13 protein-coding genes are annotated in these 21743 nt (G+C 44.1%); all 13 read left to right on the forward strand.

Annotation, left to right across the window (positions count from 1 at the left end):
- Positions 1-43: 43 nt before the first annotated feature.
- Positions 44-2836 (forward strand): alpha-L-rhamnosidase, encoded by a 2793-nt coding sequence (locus QR40_RS25370; protein ID WP_044297378.1) that lies wholly within the window; start codon positions 44-46, stop codon positions 2834-2836.
- A 425-nt stretch (positions 2837-3261) separates the two neighbouring features.
- Complete coding sequence (locus tag QR40_RS25375; protein ID WP_044297380.1) at positions 3262-5019, forward strand: sulfatase; 1758 nt, start codon at positions 3262-3264, stop codon at positions 5017-5019.
- 92 nt (positions 5020-5111) lie between these two features.
- A complete protein-coding gene (locus QR40_RS25380) occupies positions 5112-6302 on the forward strand; it encodes a helix-turn-helix transcriptional regulator (protein WP_044297381.1) in 1191 nt (396 codons plus the stop codon).
- 48 nt (positions 6303-6350) lie between these two features.
- The gene (locus QR40_RS25385) at positions 6351-6749 is read left to right on the forward strand and encodes a fibronectin type III-like domain-contianing protein (RefSeq protein ID WP_044297383.1); all 399 of its coding nucleotides are present in this window, start codon (positions 6351-6353) and stop codon (positions 6747-6749) included.
- Positions 6750-6982: 233 nt separating this feature from the next.
- Positions 6983-8356, forward strand: a complete 1374-nt coding sequence (locus QR40_RS25390) for an MFS transporter (RefSeq protein WP_044297385.1) — start codon at positions 6983-6985, stop codon at positions 8354-8356.
- 72 nt (positions 8357-8428) lie between these two features.
- The gene (locus tag QR40_RS25395; RefSeq protein WP_044297387.1) at positions 8429-11134 is read left to right on the forward strand and encodes a beta-glucosidase; all 2706 of its coding nucleotides are present in this window, start codon (positions 8429-8431) and stop codon (positions 11132-11134) included.
- A gap of 71 nt (positions 11135-11205) precedes the next feature.
- Positions 11206-12315 (forward strand): anaerobic sulfatase maturase, encoded by a 1110-nt coding sequence (locus tag QR40_RS25400; protein ID WP_044297388.1) that lies wholly within the window; start codon positions 11206-11208, stop codon positions 12313-12315.
- Positions 12316-12317: 2 nt separating this feature from the next.
- Complete coding sequence (locus QR40_RS32885; RefSeq protein WP_044297389.1) at positions 12318-12593, forward strand: hypothetical protein; 276 nt, start codon at positions 12318-12320, stop codon at positions 12591-12593.
- Entirely contained in the window at positions 12593-13036 is a 444-nt protein-coding gene (locus tag QR40_RS32890; protein ID WP_052431056.1) for a sulfite exporter TauE/SafE family protein, read from the forward strand. The genes QR40_RS32885 and QR40_RS32890 overlap by 1 nt, the downstream gene beginning before the upstream one ends.
- A gap of 20 nt (positions 13037-13056) precedes the next feature.
- On the forward strand, positions 13057-15555 hold the full coding sequence (locus QR40_RS25415) for a glycoside hydrolase family 2 protein (protein WP_044297390.1): 2499 nt from the start codon (positions 13057-13059) through the stop codon (positions 15553-15555).
- Between the two features lie 29 nt (positions 15556-15584).
- On the forward strand, positions 15585-17384 hold the full coding sequence (locus tag QR40_RS25420) for a family 43 glycosylhydrolase (RefSeq protein WP_044297391.1): 1800 nt from the start codon (positions 15585-15587) through the stop codon (positions 17382-17384).
- On the forward strand, positions 17381-19639 hold the full coding sequence (locus QR40_RS25425) for a glycoside hydrolase family 3 C-terminal domain-containing protein (RefSeq protein WP_044297393.1): 2259 nt from the start codon (positions 17381-17383) through the stop codon (positions 19637-19639). Before QR40_RS25420 ends, QR40_RS25425 begins: the two co-directional genes overlap by 4 nt.
- A gap of 1376 nt (positions 19640-21015) precedes the next feature.
- On the forward strand, positions 21016-21492 hold the full coding sequence (gene tnpA, locus QR40_RS25430; RefSeq protein ID WP_044297394.1) for an IS200/IS605 family transposase: 477 nt from the start codon (positions 21016-21018) through the stop codon (positions 21490-21492).
- Positions 21493-21743 lie beyond the last annotated feature (251 nt).

Consider the following 21743-nt stretch of genomic DNA (forward strand, 5'->3'; position numbering starts at 1 on the left):
AAAGAAAATAAGTCTGTCTTAGATAATATGGAGGGTAAACAGAATGCAAATATATGATTTTAAAATTGAGTACAGAAAAAATCCGGTTGGAATTGATGCGAAAAAACCGCGATTCTCCTGGAAGATACAGTCATCAAAAGAAAACACCATGCAGGATTCGTATCGGCTTGTGGTGAAAAAGGGCGAGAAAAAAGTATGGGACTCCGGAGTGGTCAAGAATGAAGAATGCATCGGAATCCGATATCAGGGGGAGAAACTGGAGTCACAGTCTGTCTATGCGGTAAGCCTTGAAGTTACTGATAATCATGGCAAAACGGCACGGGCACAAGAATATTTTGAGACTGCGTTTATGACAGCTGCCGAGATCGAGGCAGAATGGATCACACACGGTTTTGAGGAAGAGCTGGAGCCTTGTGCAGTGTTTAAAAAAGAGTTTCAGGTGCGAGGAAAAGTCGTATCCGCCAGATTATACGCGAGTGCTCTGGGTATTTACGAGTTTACATTAAATGAAAAAGCAGTATCCGATGTATGCTTTGCACCGGGATGGACCAGCTATCAGTCCCAGATTCAGTATCAGACTTATGATATCACGGAAGCGGTGGAGCAGAACAATGTTATTGAGTTTACCGTCGGAAATGGCTGGTATAAAGGGATTCTTGGATTTTTCAATCAGGGGAATCATTATGGGAACCGGACGGCTTTGCTGGCGCAGATAGAACTTGTCTATGAGGACGGCATCAGGGATGTCATCATAACCGATGAAGGCTGGACGAGCACGACCGGAGTCCATCGTTACAGTGAATTATACCACGGTGAAGTTATTGACTATACCACTCCAAAACAGGAAGAAAGACCGGTTTCGCTCATGGAGCAGTCCAGAGAGTTATTGCTTGCCCAGCAGAACGAACCGGTGCGGATTACGGAACGGCTGGCGGCAAAGGAATTGCTCATTACACCAAAAGGAGAAGTGGTGATTGATTTTGGGCAGAATATCAACGGCGTAATAGAAGCCTGTATAAAGGCGGACAGAGGTACAAAAGTAGTACTTCGCCATGCCGAGAGCCTGGATGAAAACAATAATTTCTACACGACGAATCTACGTACTGCGAAAGCGACCGATACATTTATCTGCAGCGGAGCGGAAGATACCTTCCGACCTAAATTTACTTCTCATGGTTTTCGGTATATTGCTGTTGAAGGGCTGGGCGAAGATATTGATATCAGCCAATTCACAGCCTGTGTGATTCATACAGATTTAGCGAAAACAGGTGATTTTGAATGCAGTAATCCGTTGGTAAATAGATTGTACCAGAACATTGACTGGTCCTTGCGCGATAATTTTATGGATATTCCGACGGACTGTCCACAACGAGACGAACGACTCGGCTATACGGGAGATGCGCAGATATTTCTGCCGACTGCTGCGTGGTGCAGGAATGTGGAGCTGTTTTTTGAAAAATGGCTGCGGGATTTAACGTATGAGCAGTCACTCGGAGATGGGATTCCGACGACCGTTCCCAATATTCTCGGACCGGGTGGGGGAATCGCTATCTGGCATGATGCCGGAACGATTATCCCGTGGACGCTGTATGAGAATTATGGAGATAAGAGTGTACTGGAGAAACAGTTCGACAGCATGGTTTCCTGTGTGGAGTATTCCAGAGGAATGGCAGGAGAAGAAGGGCTGATCAAATCAGGGCAGCAGTTAGGCGACTGGGTTTCTATAGATGTGCCCCGCGGCCCGATGCTGAAGCGGACGGAAGAGATATGGAATTTAGAGCTGATTGAGAAGATGGGGGCAACAGATCCATATTACATCGCCAATGTCTACTTTCTCCATTCAATTTCACTCGTTGTAAAAGCGGCAAAAGAACTTGGCAGAGAGGTGGAAAGGGAACAATATGAAGCATTGTATGAGGAAGTACTCGGTAAAATTCGTGATGAGTACATAACGAAAAACGGACGTCTGATCAGTGAGACACAAACAGGATGTGCGATGGCATTGCACTTCAATATCGTGGAAGAGAAAGACCGGGAGAAGACACTGGATACTTTAATCAGCAATGTGAAACAGCATAAAAATCATCTCACCACCGGATTTGCCGGAACTCCATTCTTATGCCCGGTATTATCGGAGAATGGTGCTCATGATGTTGCCGGAAGTATCTTTTTAAAGGAAGATTGCCCATCGTGGTTATATAGTGTAAAACTCGGTGGTACGACGATGTGGGAACTGTGGGATGGAGTGAATCCGGATGGAAGCTTTAATAAGTTCGAGATGAATTCACTCAATCATTATAGTTATGGTTCTATTGGCAGTTGGATACTGCATGATTTACTGGGTATAAAAAGTGCGGCGCCGGGCTATAAGAAATCACAGATTTCGCCCCGGCTGATTAAAGGAATTCCTGATATGAAGGGATATATTGAGACTGCCTATGGCAGAATCACCTGTGATATTCGTTGTCTGGATCACAAATACATCATTGATATTGAGATTCCGGCGAATACAACGGCTGTTGTATCACTGCCGGAAAGGGAAGCAGAGGAACTCGGCTCAGGAAGCTATCATTTTGAATATGAGACTGAGAGCAGCTTTATAAAAGAACGTTATAACGTGGATACAAAATTTGGAGAACTTCTTGACCATCCGGTTGGTTATGAATTACTGAACCAGTATGCGAAGGACCTGGTAGGCAATGAGATGTTTCTGATGTTCGCGAAAGAGCAGCCGGTCATGGAGGTGCTGGGCATGCTTCCGGCAGAAGTGGTGCCGCTGATTGATATGGTTATCGCACAGTGTAATGCGAATCCGGCATCAGAAGGAGGAGAATAGATCCTTTCTATAATGGAGAGAAGCCATTGACTGTCACAACACACATTTAACAAGAGTTAAAACAATTCTTAGATTGCGGGCTCGAAGCACCACTTATTTGTGCTTGAAAGTTGTGACCTACACTGATTAGTGTACTGCTTTAAACTTAGGAAAAGTAATCTACGACTCTCCTCACCGTGCTTTGTAGTGTGGCTTCTCTTAAGGTAACTATAACAAAAGTGGTGGAAGACGCACACCCTTTTTCATAACTATTTGTGCCGCCAGCGTCAGCGGCGGAATGGGTGATTAGTGTGAAAAATCAGCTCGATAGCTGATTTTTCACACAGGATTTGTGCCGAAGCGTCACAAATCCTGTGATCGCAGATCAGAATCTGAAATTCTGGTCGCGGTCCTCAGCGATAAATCGCTTCGGAATGGAGAATAAAATGAAAGCGATAATGGTAATGTATGATACCCTGAACAGGCTGATGCTGGAGCCGTATGGATGTGACTGGATAAAAACCTCAAATTTTTGCCGGCTGGCTGAACACGCGGCTACCTTTGATGGCAATTACGTGGGAAGCCTTCCGTGTATGCCGGCGCGCCGGGAATTACATACGGGACGTTACAATTTCGAACACCGCAGTTGGGGACCAATCGAGCCATTTGATGATTCAATGCCGGAGATATTGAAGAATCATGGTATCTACACACATCTGTCGACTGATCACAATCATTACTGGCAGGATGGCGGTGCGACTTACCACACCCGTTATAATTCCTATTCCTTCAGCCGGGGACAGGAAGGGGATGAATGGAAAGTGAATAAGGAACTTCTGCACGCATTTCATGACAATAAGATGCCTGGTCCGGTGAATTATCATGATCTGGCCAATCGTGAATATATCGATTGTGAAGAGAAGATGCCGCAGGCAGTTACCTTTGCAGATGGTCTGGAATTCATTGATAAGCTGCATGATGCAGACAACTGGTTCTTACAGATAGAAACCTTTGATCCGCATGAACCATTCTTTACCCAGGCAGAATATCGGGAACTGTATCCGGATGGATATGAAGGATCATTGACTGACTGGCCGCCGTATTACATGGTCACAGAAGGTGAGGATGCAGTGATCCATATGCGTAATCAATACGCCGCCCTCGTTACAATGTGCGACCGTTATCTTGGCAAGGTGCTGGACCGGATGGACGAGTATAATCTGTGGGAGGACACCATGCTGATTGTCAATACCGATCATGGTTTTTTGCTTGGTGAGCATGGCTGGTGGGCGAAATCCGTGATGCCGCCCTACGAGGAAATCAGTCATACACCGATGTTCCTGTATGACCCGGGAAATAAAATTGCCGGAGAGCGGAGAAGTCAGCTGACACAGACCATTGATATCCCGGCAACTCTGTTAGAATTCTTTGGTGTAGAGATTCCGAAAGATATGCAGGGGAAACCGCTCAGGAAGGTAGTAGAGCAGAATGAGGTGATTCACGAGTACGCATTCTTCGGCTTTCATGAAGGTCATCTCAATGTTACTGATGGAGACTGGGTATATATGAAAGCTCCGGTTTCCAGAGAACCATATTATGAGTATACGTTGATGCCGACACATATGACGAACAGATTCCAGGTAAATGAGCTGCAGGATATAGAGCTGCAGGAACCCTTTTCCTTAACCAAAGGGTGTAAAACGATGAAGATTCAAAGAAAAGAGCATATTGTTAACAATGACCATGCGAATTATGGTACTAAACTATTCTATCTGCCTGATGATCCGAAACAGGAGCATAATCTGGTCGACCCGGAACAGGAGACTATCCTGATCAATGCATTGCTGGATATGATGCATCACGATGACTGCCCGACAGAGCGATATAAGCGCTATGGATTGCCGTCAGAAGGAAATGTGGAAGAGGAATATGCAGCACAGCTGAGAGAGCAGGAAGACAAAGAACGGATTCCGCAGTCGCTTGCTGATTTGTCGTGGAAAAAAGGAGCGGTAAATATATATCATACGATTGCGAAAATCATGCCAGAGGAAGCAATGATGGCAGCAGCTGATATCATTAAGCGAAATTGTGCCGGGAATGAAGTAAGTGTATCGGATATGTTCAAAGTAATTGATGTGATGATACCGGAAGAGAACAGACCGGTGATTCAATATTTTGCAGCACTGGCATCTCGCACATTCTAATGGCTTGCGGCTCCCTGTCAATAAAGTGATTGTACGAAATTCCGTTACAGCTTATAATATGTATAAGAGGAATGTAAGGTCAGGGGGCGGCTATGGAAAAAGAACTATTAAGGAAAATTAACAAAATCTGCGGTGTGCCGATTTCTGTATACATGGAACAGGAATTGTTATTTGAGTATCCGGAGTATACCAAGCTTGCGGTTGGCGGGCAGACAGAGATGTTCCGGTTTCTGGAAAAACATACGTGCGAAAAACGTGTACCAGTTATCATAACGGAAGATGTAAATATCCTGTTTGGTGCTATAAGAGACGATAAGAATCATCTGATTATTTTGGGACCGGTATCCAGAAAACCTGTCACTGAGGCGATGAGACTTGCGTATGCACATAAGCATCGGCTGGGGCGGGAGTTTTCTCTTAAACGCATGGAAATAAATGCTTTGGCAGAGACACTGTCGCTTCTGATGCAAATGGAAACCGGTGAGGAGATATCTACAGAGATGATTCAGATTGCTACTGTAAGTGAATCAATCACGCAGTGGAATACGATTGCAGAGGAGGAGCACTATAAACTGGAACAATCCGAAAGTGAGTGGGACCACAATAGCTTAGAGTATGAGAACCGTCTGACACAAATTGTGCGTGACGGAGATATAGAAGCGATGAATAAACTCATTCATGGTGTGGAGACTTTAGATTTCGAGCATGTCGGAAAGGTTGCAGAAAATGATGTAAAACAGGCGGAGTATCTGGTTGTTACCTTGTTTGTTATGATTTCCAGAGCGGCTGTTGAGGGTGGCATGAATCAGGAGAAGGCTTATGGTTTGGCGGACATTTATCTGCGGAAGTTGGAAAAGGCAAAAAGTGTAACGGATATGTATGCACTTGCATCACGCGCCGAGTATGAGTTCACGGAACTGGTGAAGAAGGCGAAGGAAGAAAAAAGCAATGTGCTCATTGTTGAACGGTGTAAGCAGTATATTGCAAAGAATTTAAGGAAACCAATTCAGGTTGGGGATATTGCACCAGTCATTGGAATCAACCGATGTTATCTTGCCAGAAGATTCTCACAGGTAGAAGGGATTACCATCCAGAAATATATTATGAGAGAACGCTGCGCGCATGCGGCGAATATGTTGAAATTCTCAGATTATACCATTGCTTTGATTGCTGAATATTTCTGCTTCTCATCGCAAAGCCATTTTGGTAAGAATTTTAAAGAGTTCTATGATATGACACCGAATGAGTACCGCAATATGCATAAGAAAAACGTTACATTCTAACCAAATAGTGATTACGTATCTGAAGAATGACGGAACAGGGAGGACGATATGCCAAGAAAAGAAGCAGAACTTAGTGTTAATACAGACGTTACCCGTCGTGCTGCCTTCTTTGTAATTGAACCGGAAACGGTAAGCTATGACGGAGATAATCTGAGGTGTGTGGTCCATGTTAAGAATATGGGGAAGAAATCAGGTAAGGCGGTGATACAAGTCTATATCGGAAAACCCGGTCATAAGTTCAAAAAATCAACAAAAGAGCTGGTAGGACTTGAAGAATCGAAGGAACTGGGAGCTTTGGAAGAACAGGAAATCATATTTTTGATACCAAAAAAGCAATTCGCTTCTTATCAGGAAGAGGATGCGTCTTATTGCCAGGAAAAAGGCAGTTACCAGGTATTTATTGGTGACAGCGAGAAAGCTCCCTACTGTGGGGAATTTACGGTATAAGTAATCAATTGAAGATGGCATACAGGAAAGAGATGATCGGGATTAAAATTCCGGTTCTCTCTTTTTTGATGTAAGCGGAGAAGCTGCGAGCAGACTCTTTATTCAGAAAATCACATAATTTCATCACAAACAAAGTAAAAAGGTAACAATGGTGATATTTTGATTGCGCATAAGCACCTATAATACGACTATCAAGCGATAGAAAATATATGGGATAAGAAAGGAAAAAGATTATGAAAACAAAAGCAAAACGCAAAAACAGAATGTATCCGCTCGCATGGAGTACCAGGGGGTTTTCGCTTGGTGTTAACTCACTGCTGCTGATGCAGGCAACGTTTTATGCGACACAAAGTCTTGGGCTTTCAGCAGGTTTGGTTGGTACGATATTTCTGCTTAGTAAATTGTTTGATGGAGTCACGGATCTGGTGGCGGGCTATATCATTGACAGAACCAATACAAAACTCGGGAAGGCAAGACCATATGAATTGTTCTTGATTCCGACGTGGATATTGTCGGTATTCTTTTTCAGTACACCCGCATCAATGGGCACCACGGGAAAAGTGATATGGATATTTGTATTCTATGTACTGATACAGGCGGTATGTGTCACCTTTCTGAGTGCAGCCGAAACTACATATCTGGCAAGGTCAGCAACGGATGATAATCTTCGGGCAAAAGCACTGACGGTAGCAGGCATTATGGCAATGCTGGTACCTACTGTAGCAAGTATCATACTTCCCCAGTTGATGTCAAAATGGGGCGGAGAGCCGGGCGGCTGGACGAAGATCATTCTCGTATTTGCAGTGCCGCTTACGATTGTTGGCATGTTCCGCTTTATCTTCGTAAAAGAAGTCGTAGAGGATGAGTCGGTTGGAGTACAGAAGAAGGATAAAGTATCATTTAAAGAGGGACTGCAGGCAATGGTAAAAAACAAATATTTGTTTATGTTTGTAGTTGCAACATTTTTCTGTGCCTTATTCAACTCACTGAATTCCGGAATCGGCACCTACTTCTTTGAGTACATAGTAGGTGATGTTGGGCTGATGTCGCTCATTGGAATGTTAGGAGTGGTGACACCGTTTACGCTCGTTATCTTTCCAATTGCAGTACGTAAAGGGCAGGCAATGAATTTCGTAAGACTAGGTCTTGTATTAGCGGCCGTTGGAAATGTTATTAAATTCTTTGCAGGTGCAAATATGGGGCTTGTGCTTCTAGGAAGCATCCTGATGTCGATACCAGGTGCAAGTATGATTCAGATGATCGGCAGTTTGTTTATGATTCAGTGTATGGATTATGGTGAATGGAAGACGGGAGTAAGAGTAGAAGCGATGATGAATTCTGTCAATGGATTCACAAGTAAAGTAGGTCAGGGTGTTGCCAGCGGGCTGGTCGGTGTACTGATGGGGATGGCAGGATTTGTCAGTGGCGCTGAGATACAGAGCGCATCGGCATTGATGGCCATCCGTATGGGATATTCCATTGTTCCGGCACTTCTCTGTGTGATCATGCTTGTTGTTCTACGCAAATATGATTTGGAGAAAAAGCAGGGTGAAATCAGAGCGGAACTTGCAAAAAGATCTGAATCATCAGGAAAAGATACAGAATAATAAGTGAATATTTAGGGGAATGGGCTGAGTATGCTGGGAGCAGACTTAGCCCATTAAATAAAGGAGGTCATTATGTATACAGAAAAAAATACGTTAAGTGAATTATTAGAACATGAAACGGTAATGGAGTTGTTTGAGAAGATTGCCCCCGGTATGAAAGACAGTCCGGCGATGGCGTTTATGAAAGATCTGTCGTTAGAAGTAGTGATGGAGACAGCAGGGGAAAAAGCAAGACCCATGTACTTATTGTTAATTGATGCAGCAAATGGCAAAGAGGTAGACTATACTCCGGTAGACCCGAAGCATTTAAAGCCAGAACTTATGGGTGAGAAAAATGTAGAATATGATATTGACGATATCGACGGTTCTATGTATATGCTGGATCATAAGTTCTCCGGTTGTGTCATGGTGCAATTTTCAAAAACGATGGCAGAAGATGGATATGGCACGGTGACATGTGAAGACGAAGTGCTGCCGGAGGGAACAATCAAAGCGATTGCTGCCGCCGGGGGAATGCAGATGTGCGGCATTCCGGTTCGGGGTAAGTTTCAGAAGTATGACAGGGACTACGAGCTCTTATTAGAGGGTTTCAAAGATACGGACGGCAATATCATGGAACCTGTAACGATCACCGTACATACATTGCCGAAGCCAGAGCCGGACCATACTTATACAGAGCATGACGCAGTTGCATTACAGGCAGCGAGAGAAGGGATTGTGTTGCTGAAAAATGACAGGCAGCTGCTTCCAGTTGCGAAGGACAGTAAACTATGTCTAAGGGGGGCGGAAGAATTTCGTGTCGGTGCAACAGGTGCCGGAAGAATCAATCCGCGCTATAGTATGGGACTGCTTCGGGCGATTGTAGACTACAGTGATTTTACAATCACCGAAAATAGCGAAGTTGTGGTCATTGTAATCAGTCGCCCTTCTGGAGAGAATTTTGACAACACGGTAGAGAAAGGGAAATTCTATTTATCGCTGGAAGAAGAAAATACACTGGAAGAATTAAAAAACAGTGGGAAACAAATAATTGCTGTTATCAATTCCGGTTATCCGATGGATACCTCATGGCTTGAGACATACGATGTTACAGCTGCTCTGTGGTGCGGATTCCCAGGCATGTGCGGTGGCACAGCGGTGGTGGAAGTGCTAGATGGCCGGGTGAATCCATCCGGGAAATTGCCGGATACGTGGAGCATTTGTTACCAGGATATTCCGGCGAGCAGGAATTTTTATATACCAGAAGAGGGTGAGGAACCGCTCGGGGCGGATGATGGTATTTTTATAGATACCTGGTATGAAGAAGGTATCTATGTAGGATATCGTTACTTTGAGACGTTTGATAAGCCGGTAGCATTTCCGTTTGGGTTTGGACTGTCGTATACAAGTTTTGATATAGAAGCGGTCATGCATGATGATGGAGTCGTACAAGTAACAGTGAAGAATACCGGAGCAGTGAAAGGAAAAGAAGTGGTGCAGGTCTATGCTGCCATTCCGGAAGGCAGGCTGGACCAGCCGTCGCTCCGGCTGGTCGGATTTGTGAAGACAGATGACCTGGAGCCGGGGGCTAAGCAGGAACTGGCAATCAATATCGACAAAAAGAATCTCGCATCCTTTTGTGAAGAAATGGCCAGTTGGATCATGGAAGCAGGAATCTATGAGTTTTTTGCCGGAAATTCCATAAAATCACTGACAAGCTGTGGAACTATTGTGGTCAGAACAGAGGAAGTGCTGTATAAATCAGAAAACCTGATGAAACTTCCGGTAGAAATGGATGTCTTTTCAAAGCGGAAGAATAATTTTCCGACGGGATTGTATTCCGGAATTAAAGAGAATGTAATAGAGCTTACCCCTAAATCAGCAAGAAAATCATATAAAGAAGAGAATACCGGATTTGACGATTTTGTTGACCGGTTGTCGATAGAGGAATTAGCCCGTCTCAGCGTCTGTGCTTCCCATGGCTGGGGAATGCACGAAAAAGGAGAGGCAGGCAGGATTTACCGTCTGGAAGGTTATGATATGCCTGACTATGTAGTGGCTGACGGGAATAACGGTGTGAATGTCAAGAAAAAGAATATTGGTATGCCTTGCAGTAATACGGTATGTGCGACATGGAATACGAAGCTTGCTTATGAAGTCGGGGCAGTGATTGCAGAAGAAGCCAAAGAACACGATATTCAGATGATCCTGGCACCAGCCATGAATATTCACCGGAATCCCCTAAATGGCAGACATCCGGAATATTTCAGTGAGGATCCTTATCTGGCTGGTATCATGGCTGGACATCAGAGTAAAGGGTTAGAAGAGAATGGCGTGTCAAGTTGTATCAAGCATGTGATTGGTAATAACTGTGAAGCCAGCCGGAAGCGGAATCAAAGTATGATTCCGGAGCGGGCGCTTCGGGAAATCTATCTGAAAGTATTCGAGATTTCGATATCTGTTCATAATCCCGATTCCCTGATGACTGGCTATAATGCAGTGAATGGCTGCTTCACAGGGGCAGACGAAGAGATGCTGCAGGGAATATTCCGGCGGGAGTTCGGATTTGACGGGTTTGTGATGACGGACTGGAGCGCCTATGATACTTCTGGTGTGGTAGAGCCGGTGCAGGCTGGGAATGCCTGGATGACACCGGGAACAGCAGATGATACATATGTGGCTCCAATAATAGAAGGAGTAAAGAAAGGTGACATTGATTTAGAGCGATTAAGAGCGAACGTAAGGTCGATGCTCAGAGTGGTACAGAAGAGAACCGGAAAAGATATGGGTGTGAAATAAGAATAAAAGACTAAATCTGTCTTCAGAGCAGGTATTATAGATATCATGTATCGTACAAGGGAGGAATGAGAATGCCGGCAATCAGTGTGTTAATGAAACCAGCTTCAGGGATGTGTAATATGACTTGTGCTTACTGCTTCTATTGTGATGAAAGTAGCAAGCGGGATCGGCAGTCTTATGGATTTATGGCAGAGGAGACACTAAAAAATGTCATTCGTAAAACAATGCCAAATGCAACCGGATTGATTTCGTATGCATATCAGGGCGGAGAACCATCGCTGCGGGGGTTGGACTTTTTTGAAAAGGCAGTGTACTACCAGAACAAATATAACCACAATGGTGTGAAGGTATATAATGCATTTCAAACGAATGGATTCGCCATGGATGAAGCGTGGTGCCGATTCTTTAAACAGCATCATTTTCTGGTAGGTCTGTCTGTAGATGGAACAAAGAGCACCCATGATCTATATCGCCATGACAAAGAAGGGAATGGGACCTATGAACGGGTTATAAATGCGGCTAGGCTCATGGATCAGCATGGTCTCGATTATAATATTCTGACAGTTGTTAATAAAAACGTAGCAGCGCATATTACAGAAATCTATCAGGACTATAAAAGACGCGGATGGGGATATCAGCAATATATTGCCTGTCTGGATCCGCTGTATGAGGAGCATGGTAAAAATAAGTACTCTATCCTGCCAGAACATTACGGGAGATTCCTGACTGAGCTTTTTGAACTGTGGTATCAGGACTGGAAGCGGGGAAAAGCACCTTATATCAGACAATTTGATAACTATATCAGCATAATAAAGGGATATATTCCTGAGTCATGTGACCAGAGGGGGACATGCGGCATACAGAATGTAATAGAAGCGGATGGAAGTGTATATCCCTGTGATTTTTATATGCTGGATGAATACTGTGTTGGAAATTTTAATACGAATCGATTTTCAGAAATAGAAGATAATCGAACTAAAATAGGATTTATAGAAGAATCTCGTAAGCTTAATCCGAAGTGCCGGGCATGCAGGCACTACAAGCTCTGCAAGGGCGGCTGCCAGCGGCACAGGGATAGGAGCCCGGATAGTGATTATTATGAGAACTACTTTTGCGAAGGATATCAGCTGTTTTTTGAACAGTGTTATGGGAAACTGACAGAAGTGGTAGGCAGGACTTAGCTATGACTTATATAATAATTGTAATTGAGTGCTTTCTGGCATCGGCAGCAGGCTCTATCTGCGGAATAGGCGGTGGAGTTATTATCAAACTGGTTCTGGATGCAACAGGGACGATGCATGTAACGACGATATCGTTTTTATCAGGCTGTACTGTATTGTCGATGTCAGTGGTTTCTTTATATAAGAACTTAACAACCAGACAGGACTTCCGGTTTGATAAATCCTTTGTTGCAATCATAGCAGCGGGCGGAGTCGCAGCAAACAGGCTTTTGTGCTGATGCTCTTAACCATAGGGACTCTGATTTATACGCTTTTAAAAGACCGGATCACTACGAGAAGGACAGAGCACCGCATGATTATTTTTATCATTGGGGGGTGTCTGGGAATGATGTCAGCGTTTCTTGGAATCGGTGGAGGACCAGTAAATCTGGTCGTATTATATTATTTATTCTCTATGAAAACAAAGGAAGCTGCTGCCTACTCTATTTATGTCATTATGTTTTCGCAGATTTCCAATATACTTAGTACGATAGTTCAGAATCGTGTGCCTGATTTTTCGCCAGTTATGTTATGTTTGATGATCGGCTGTGGGATTCTGGGAGGGTTAGCTGGAAGTAGTTTTAATAAAAAATTAAAAGACAAGACAGTCGAGCAGTTGTTTGTCTGGCTGATGACTGTGATTATATGCATCAATATATTTAACATAATTTATTATATGTGAATCAGAAGGAGGAAGAAGGAATGATTAAAAGACTATGGAACCGTGACTGGATTATGGCAAAGCCGGGTGAGAATCCGATGATGGCAGCCATGATGGGAAGCACAGCAGATGTGGAGAAGCTCACGCTGCCGCATGATGCAATGATTCATGAACAACGGACAGAGGATACTAAAAATAAACATCAGACAGGGTTTTATCCCGGTGGCTGCTATATCTATACGAAGACATTTGAAGTACCCGTTGAGTGGAGTGAGAAAATGATTTCCATTGAGTTTGAAGGAGTGTATGAACATGCGAGCGTGTACATCAATGGCGATTATGCCGGCGGCTGCCCGAATGGGTATCGCGGCTTTACTGTCTGCACCGATGATTTCCTAAACTATGGAACAGACAATGTAATGACTGTGATTGCTAATAATTCGGCGGAAGAAAATAGCAGATGGTATACCGGCAGCGGTATATACCGGGATGTTTATCTGTTGGAAGCTGAACCGCTTCATGTGAAGGCAGACAGTATCCGGATCAGAACGCCGGAAATCGAAGCGGATCTGGCAACGGTTGAAGTGAGCATGGATCTGGTGAATATGGAACGGGTCAGGAAAAAGACGAAGGTTGTGGTTATGCTGGAGAATCAGGACGGCGAAGAATGTGCAGCAGTAACGATACCAGTTACAATATTTGGTCAGGATGAACAGCATATTGCTTCCAGGATTCAATTGGAAAAGCCGGTGTTGTGGAGCACGGAAACGCCTGCCTTATATCATTGTGTGGTAAAGGTCTTAGCAGACGATACCTGTGTGGATGAAACCAGAGAAGTATTTGGTATTCGTAAGATTTCGCTTAGTGCAAACAAGGGATTTCGTTTAAATGGTGAGGAAGTAAACCTTCGCGGTGCCTGTATTCATCATGACAATGGAGTTATCGGAGCAGCAACATTTGAACGTGCCGAGGAAAGAAGAGTACAGCAGCTCAAAGCAGCTGGATTTAATTGTCTGAGAAGCTCTCATCATCCAATGAGCAAAGCGATGCTGCGGGCTTGTGACCGGGAGGGGATGCTGGTCTTAGATGAACTGTCCGATATGTGGACGCGGTCTAAAAACAATAACGATTATGCAAATCAGTTCCCGGATCATTGGGAAGAGGATGTGGAGGCCCTGGTAACAAAGGACTATAATCATCCTTCCGTTATCATGTATATTTCAGGCAATGAAATCCAGGAGGCTGCGACTGCAAAAGGTGCACAGCTAAATCGCTTGATAACCAGGAAGTTTCATACTCTGGATGATAGCCGTTATGTGACGGTTGCGATAAACGGGCTACTATCCTGTATGGATCACATGGGAGAGATCATGTGTGATATTACAGGTATGACAATGGAAGAGATGATGCAGATGCAGGCACAGGCAGCACAGGAGCCGCAGTCGGATGCCGGGGCAGATGCGGCGAATGGCAGTACCGACTTGATGAAAGGACCGATGGCGGATGCTTTTGCGGCGAATCATATCGTGACAGAGCTGTTGGATGAATTTGCTTCGGTCACTGACCTGGTCGGCTATAATTACTTAACGGCGCGGCATGAGATGGAACATGATCTGTTTCCCCATAGAGTGATTCTTGGAACCGAGACATTACCCTCCGATCTGGTCCGGCTGTGGAACATTGTGAAAAATAATTCCCATGTAATAGGGGATATGACATGGACGGGATATGACTATATCGGAGAAGCTGGTTCCAGCTGTTTCTATTATGACGGGCGCCAGGGGTTCATGGCGAACTGGCCGATCAGTCTGTCGGGGATGGGCGATATAGATATCATTGGTAACCGCAGACCGATCAGTTATTTCCGGGAGATTGTGTATGGGCTCAGGAAGGAGCCATATATTGCGGTAGAACGTGTGAATCACTATGGAGAGAAACCAAATCAGAGTGCATGGCCGTGGAAGGATGAGCTGGAGAGCTGGACCTGGAAGGGTTATGAAGGAAAGGGTGCGGTGGTCAATGTTTATTCCGATGCGGATGAGGTAGAGCTGTTCCAGAATGGGGAGTCGCTGGGGCGAAAGAGTGCTGGTGAAGCACATGATTTTCATGTTTCTTTTGAAACTACATATAAATCAGGAATATTAGAGGCAGTGAATTATCGAAATGGTACCGAGGCAGAGCGGACTATGCTAAAGTCAGCAAAAGAACCAACGGAACTCCATGTAGAAGCAGACCGGACGATGCTGAAGGCAGACGGTGCCGACCTGTCTTATCTCATGATTTCATTGAAGGACGAAGCGGGAGTGCAAAATCTGCAGACGGTCAGAGAAGTGACGGTGAGCGTTGAAGGAGCCGGAACATTGCAGGGCATGGGCAGCGCCGATCCGGCAACGGATAACAGTTATGATAATCATACATGGAAGCTATATGATGGTTATGTCCTGGCGGTGGTCAGAGCAGGGGTTGAGCCTGGCGAAATCCGGGTATCCGTCAGGACCGATGGGTGTGTAACGGAGGAAATAAAGTTAATAGCAGAATAAGGGGTTTTTTTCGCAGAGGAGGCTTTTCAATGAAATATATATGTAATCCAATGAATATCGAATATAAATATCAGTTTGTCGAAGCGCGGACAGGGCTGGAGATTCTGCGCGAAGCAGCTGATCCGTCGATGGTTCTTTTTGAGGGGAAGTATTATCTCTTCCCCTCAATGGCAGCAGGATTCTTCACAAGCGACGATCTGGTGTCATGGGAGCATCATCCGCTGTGCGATATTCCGGTCTATGATTATGCTCCGGATGTCCGTGTGGTTGGTGACTATCTGTATTTTTCCGCATCAAACGCGCAGAATGGCTCCTTTTACCGAAGTAAGGACCCGATTCATGGGAATTTTGAGGAAATAAAAGGAACCTTTCCTTTCTGGGATCCGAATCTGTTTGCAGATGATGACGGACGGCTTTATTTCTACTGGGGTTGCTCCAATGTGACACCGATTTATGGAGTGGAACTCAATCCGGAAGGTATGACGCCGATTGGCGGACCAGTTGGGCTGGTCACGGTCAATGATAAAGACCATGGATATGAGAGAAATGGTGAGAATCACATTCCGGTGGAGACAGAAGAAGAAACAGAGGCAAAAATCAGTCACTATCTGGCAAATAATCCAGGCATTCCAGAGGAACATCATGAGGTGGTTCGCCGTTATATGCAGCCGACACCGTTTCTGGAAGGCCCTTGGATGGATAAGTATGAAGGTAAATATTATCTGCAGTATGCTATCCCGAATACAGAATACAATGTGTACGGCGACGGGGTATATGTATCAGATAATCCATTGGGACCTTTTGAACCGGCCAAAAACAACCCATACTCTTACAAACCGGGAGGATTTGTCACCGGTGCAGGACATGGCTCTACGATGAAAGACCGTAACGGCAATATCTGGCATATCGCATCGGCACGTGTTAGCGTAAACAGTAATTTTGAGCGGCGCTTAGGGCTGTGGCCGGCCGGCTTTGATGAAGCGGGAGAATTGTTTTGTAATCAGAGATACGGTGACTGGCCGGTGAAAGCCCCAGATGCGGCGCTGGACCCGTGGGCAGAGCCGGAGTGGATGTTGCTATCCTATGGTAAGCCTGCTTCTGCATCCAGTTGCGTGGACGGAAAAGAGCCTTCAAAGGCTGTCGATGAGAATATGCAGACATGGTGGCGGGCAGCCCGTCCGGACCGCGGGGGATGGCTGGAAGTTGATCTGGAGGGAATATACGATGTGAGTGCGATCCAGATTAACTTTGCAGATGATAAGCCGGATGCGCAGGTTCCAGAAGGAACTGTGATGCAGGGAGAACCGGACCGTCGTTATATCGATACGAGGAAGCATTATACGAGATGGCTTCTGGAAGGTTCGGAAGATGGAAAAGTGTACTTTGTGATAGCGGATAAATCAGAAGCAGAGACAGATTTATCGCATGATCTGGTGGTAGTAGAGAATGCGGTGAAAGCCAGATATATCAGATGTACCGTGAAGGAACTACCGTTTGATCAGACGCCGTGTATTTCCGGTCTGCGTATATTCGGCAGAGGTATCGGAGAAAAGCCATCTATGGCAGCAGATGTACAGACAGATTTTGCTACAGAACTGGATCTGCATGTGAAATGGACTGGCAGACGAGCAACAGGTCACGTCGTACTCTGGGGATATGCACCCGATAAACTGTATCACAGTTATATGGTGTATGGCCAAAATGAAGTTACAATAGGAGCATTGATAAAAGGACAGCCGTTATATATCCGGGTGGATTCTTTTAATGAGAATGGTATTACCGAGGGACAGGTGATCCCGGTAAGGATCTTTGGGGAGGAAACAGTATGAACGTAGAAGTGAAAAAACAGTTAGAAAAGCTCGCGATAGAAGAGAAAATCAAACTCTGCTCCGGAGCTGATTTCTGGCATACAGAAGCAGTAGAAAAACTGGGACTGCCCAGAATCATGATGTGTGACGGACCGCATGGTCTGAGAAAACAAGAGGGAGAGGGTGATCATCTAGGGATCGATGAGAGTATTAAGACGGTATGTTATCCAACGGCTTCGGCGCTGGCATCCAGCTTTGATACAGAGGTGCTGGAGTCATTGGGCGAAGCATTGGGCGAAGAGTGTCAGGCGGAACAGGTTGGTATGCTTCTGGGTCCCGGACTCAACATAAAACGAAGCCCGTTGTGTGGCAGGAACTTTGAGTATTTCAGTGAGGATCCATATCTGACAGGAATGCTGGCAGCAGCATATATAAATACTCTTCAGAAAAAAGGTGTTGCGGCCTGTGTTAAGCATTTTGCAGTGAATAACCAGGAAACACTCAGGATGAGTGGCTCCTCGAATCTCGATGAACGTACTCTCCATGAGATATATCTGCCGGCATTTGAGATGGCAGTAAAGGACGGGAAGACAAGAAGTGTCATGTGTGCATACAATGCAGTAAATGGTGATTATTGTGCAGAGAATAAAATGCTGCTAACCGATATTCTCAGAGACAAATGGGGCTTTGAAGGGTTTGTAGTTACTGACTGGGGTGCAGCCAAGGATGCAGCAAAAGGTGTTAAGGCAGGTCTGGATCTGGTTATGCCTGGAGGTTATGGGGCGCATGAAGCGGCGCTCGGAAAAGCATTGCAGGATGGTGAGTTGACAGAAGAAGAACTTAATCAGGCAGCTGGCAATGTATTAACCTTTATCTATGATGCGGCTGATAAAATTAGTGAAGATACAGAAATCAATCGTTTGCAGTACTCTGAATTGAGCGCGGATATTTCAGCGCAGTGTGCAGTGCTGCTTAAAAATGAAGCATTACTCCCTCTTGATAAGAATGCAAAGGCAGCGTTTATTGGTGCTTTTGCTGAGCAACCCAGATATCAGGGCAGCGGCAGCAGTTATGTCAATGCAATGCGGGTGACAAGTGCGATAGAGGCTGCAGGTGTATATGATGTGACGTATGCAAAAGGATACGAAGCAAATGAAGAGAAGACAGATGAGAATTTGCTCAGAGAAGCAGTGGCGGTGGCAGCAAAGGCAGAGATAGCGGTGGTATTTGCTGGTTTGCCCGATTCTTTTGAATCAGAAGGTTTTGACCGGGAGACACTTGCCATGCCGGAAAATCAGAATGAGCTGATCCGGGAGATTGCGAAAGTTCAGAAGAACATCGTAGTAGTTCTTCATGGCGGCTCCTGCATGCTGCTGCCATGGCTGGATGATGTGAAAGCGGTGTTATGTATGCACCTTGGCGGACAGGAGGTAGGAATGGCGGCAGTCGAGCTGCTATATGGAAATGTTAATCCCAGCGGCAAACTCTCTGAGACATGGCCGCTGAAGCTTTCAGATAATCCTTCCTATCTCAATTTCCCAGGTGTGGATGGTATTGTGGATTATCACGAGGGGATCTATGTAGGATATCGTTATTATGACAAGAAGGAACAGGATGTACTGTTTCCATTTGGCTATGGACTGTCGTATACCACTTATGAATATAGTGATTTAAAGATTGATAAGAGCAGAATAACGGATCAGGATCAGCTGGAAGTATCGCTTAGAGTTAAAAATACCGGCACATGCACAGGTAAAGAGGTGGTGCAGTTATATGTAAGGGATGAGGAGAGTTCGGTGGGAAGACCGATACGAGAACTGAAGGCGTTTAAAAAAATAGAGCTGGAACCGGGAGCAGAGAAAGAAGTGATATTCGTACTGGATAAGCGAAGCTTCGCTTATTATGAACCGAAAATAAGCGACTGGTTTGTGGAATCCGGAACATTTATCATTGAGGCCGGGTCATCCAGCCGGGACATTTGCCTCAGTATTCCGGTATATGTAGAAGGAAGTACAGAGCTGCCATATCAATATACTTTCTTATCACCAATAAGCGCGTTGCGAAAGACTGCCAGAGGAAGGGAAACCTATGACCAGATCATGCAGGCCAGTGCAAAGGGACAGGAAGGTCAGAAAGCGCAGACGGATGCGTTGGGAGAAGGTGCGCAGAAGATGCAGGAAAAAATGTTCGAGGAGATGCCGCTTGGTGCTCTGGCTGGTTTTGGCGGGATGAGTATGGAACAGTTAGAAACGTTGATTCACAGTTTGAATATGTAAGAATATGATATATGAGCAGAATATCTGGTTTATTGGGTTTTCGCTCTTTATATAGTGAATTTGTCGCGCAATGGAGAAATCCTCCTTACTCCCGCTATTGCAGCGACGGGTCTTCTGAAAAGTATATCGATTCATATTAATGGGGATACGGAAGACCAGTAGAGAGTTAAGGAGGAAGATAGGGAGTAAGGCTATATGGTTAAATTAGTAAAATACAGAATTATGTATTAGCAAATACAGCAGTTAACAACTGATGACACTTTAGAGTTGATTTTAATGTTAAATGATCCGGAAGAGCAGGAATCTTTTGAAATGCTGGGGAATTTCTTATTGCAGAAAGAGCAGAAGAAAATAATAGAGGCAAATGAGTTTTAGCAGATTAACAGTTTGGGTCTATTAAAAGTTTTAGGTATCTGATTGAATCAATTATTCATAGGTGTTGATGGAGAAGCGTTTCTTATCGTTTTGCTGATGTCAGCAAGACGTTCAAGGTAGGAGATTATCGAATCTGAAATTGTATAAAAATATTTGTGTAAAATCCGGATATAGATAATATATTTCTTACAGAGCTCATATATATAGGACTTGCAGATAATGTATCTTTATAAAATGTCAAAGCGAATCATGAATAAATAGAAATTTGACAACGAAAATCAATTATACCGAAATATTTGAAAAATTTCGGCAAAACAGTCTGATAAAAAAGCCGGTAATTGTGTGGGTTACAGAGGAAAATGCATAAAAATTTTAGCTTATAAACGTTTCGTAAGAAACGATATTATTGAACTGAAAAAGATGCGTTGCTAATAAGTTAGAAAAAATCAAGATTTTGTGATGCTGCTGGGACCCTTGATTAATGGGGACCTAGCATTTTTGGGGTCTTGTTTAAAAATCCAGTAGGAAATTTCAACGGCAAATACAGGTCTGATAGATACCAGATTGGGAAAAACAACTTTCCAGAGCAGAATCCATCTATTCGAATTAAGATAAAAATAGCTGATATTTTTTACACAAGCTGTAAGTTATATCTATTTTAATATCTGGCATTACTAGATTGTTTATAATTCGATTTACAGAAATGAGACTTGAGAAAAGTGACAATTTATTACATCATATGCAAAACAACTTACAGAAAAACTTTATATTCCCCTTATTAAAGCGGTTAGCAAAAAGCTAGCTGCTTTTTCTTTGTTAGGGCATGGCCCTGTTCTCCATTGAGGAGTTTTTCGTTGATCCGAAAAACGGAACTTTGGAGAACAAATAAACCACCTGCTCTGCGGGTGATTGGAATAGCTTTAGCGTTGTGTAAAAAACCTCCAATGATATAATAAAAATAGGTTCGCCAACCGTTTTATAAATCAAAGGAGGTAGTCCAAATGGACAATAATAGTTTAGCACACACAACGTGGAATTGTAAGTACCATATAGTTTTTGCACCGAAATATAGAAGAAAAATTATATATGGCGAGTTGAAACAGGATATTGCAAATATCTTAAGTATGTTATGCAAGCGCAAAGAAGTGCATATTGTGGAGGCAGAAATCTGTCCAGATCATGTTCATATGTTAGTAGAAATACCGCCAAAGATAAGTGTGTCAGATTTTGTAGGGTATTTAAAGGGAAAAAGTACCTTAATGATATATGAGAGACATGCTAATCTCAAATATAAGTATGGAAATAGACACTTTTGGTGCAGAGGATACTATGTAGATACAGTAGGAAAAAATGCAAAAAAGATAGAGGAGTATATTCGGAATCAACTGAAGGAAGATTTGGAATATGATCAAATGTCTTTGAAGGAGTATATTGACCCGTTTACGGGTGAGCCAGTAAACAAAAGCAAAAAGAAATAAGCCCAAGGGGCTTAGCAGGTAACTGACGTTGCGGCTGGCGAACCTTTCGATGAGTCTTTAGACTCCAGTACCGGAAACGAGCCCTTATAGGGCGGAAAACAAACCACCGGCTAAGCCGGTGGTACTGATTCATTTACACAGATTTAAGACAAAGTTATGCACTTTGTCCACCTGCATGTACTATGTTAGGATAAAATTACCAGATTTCAAAATATCTTTCTATTTTTATTTCCTATAAAGTTCGCTATGAT

Source organism: Robinsoniella peoriensis (genome assembly GCF_000797495.1).
Lineage (GTDB): Bacteria > Bacillota > Clostridia > Lachnospirales > Lachnospiraceae > Robinsoniella > Robinsoniella peoriensis.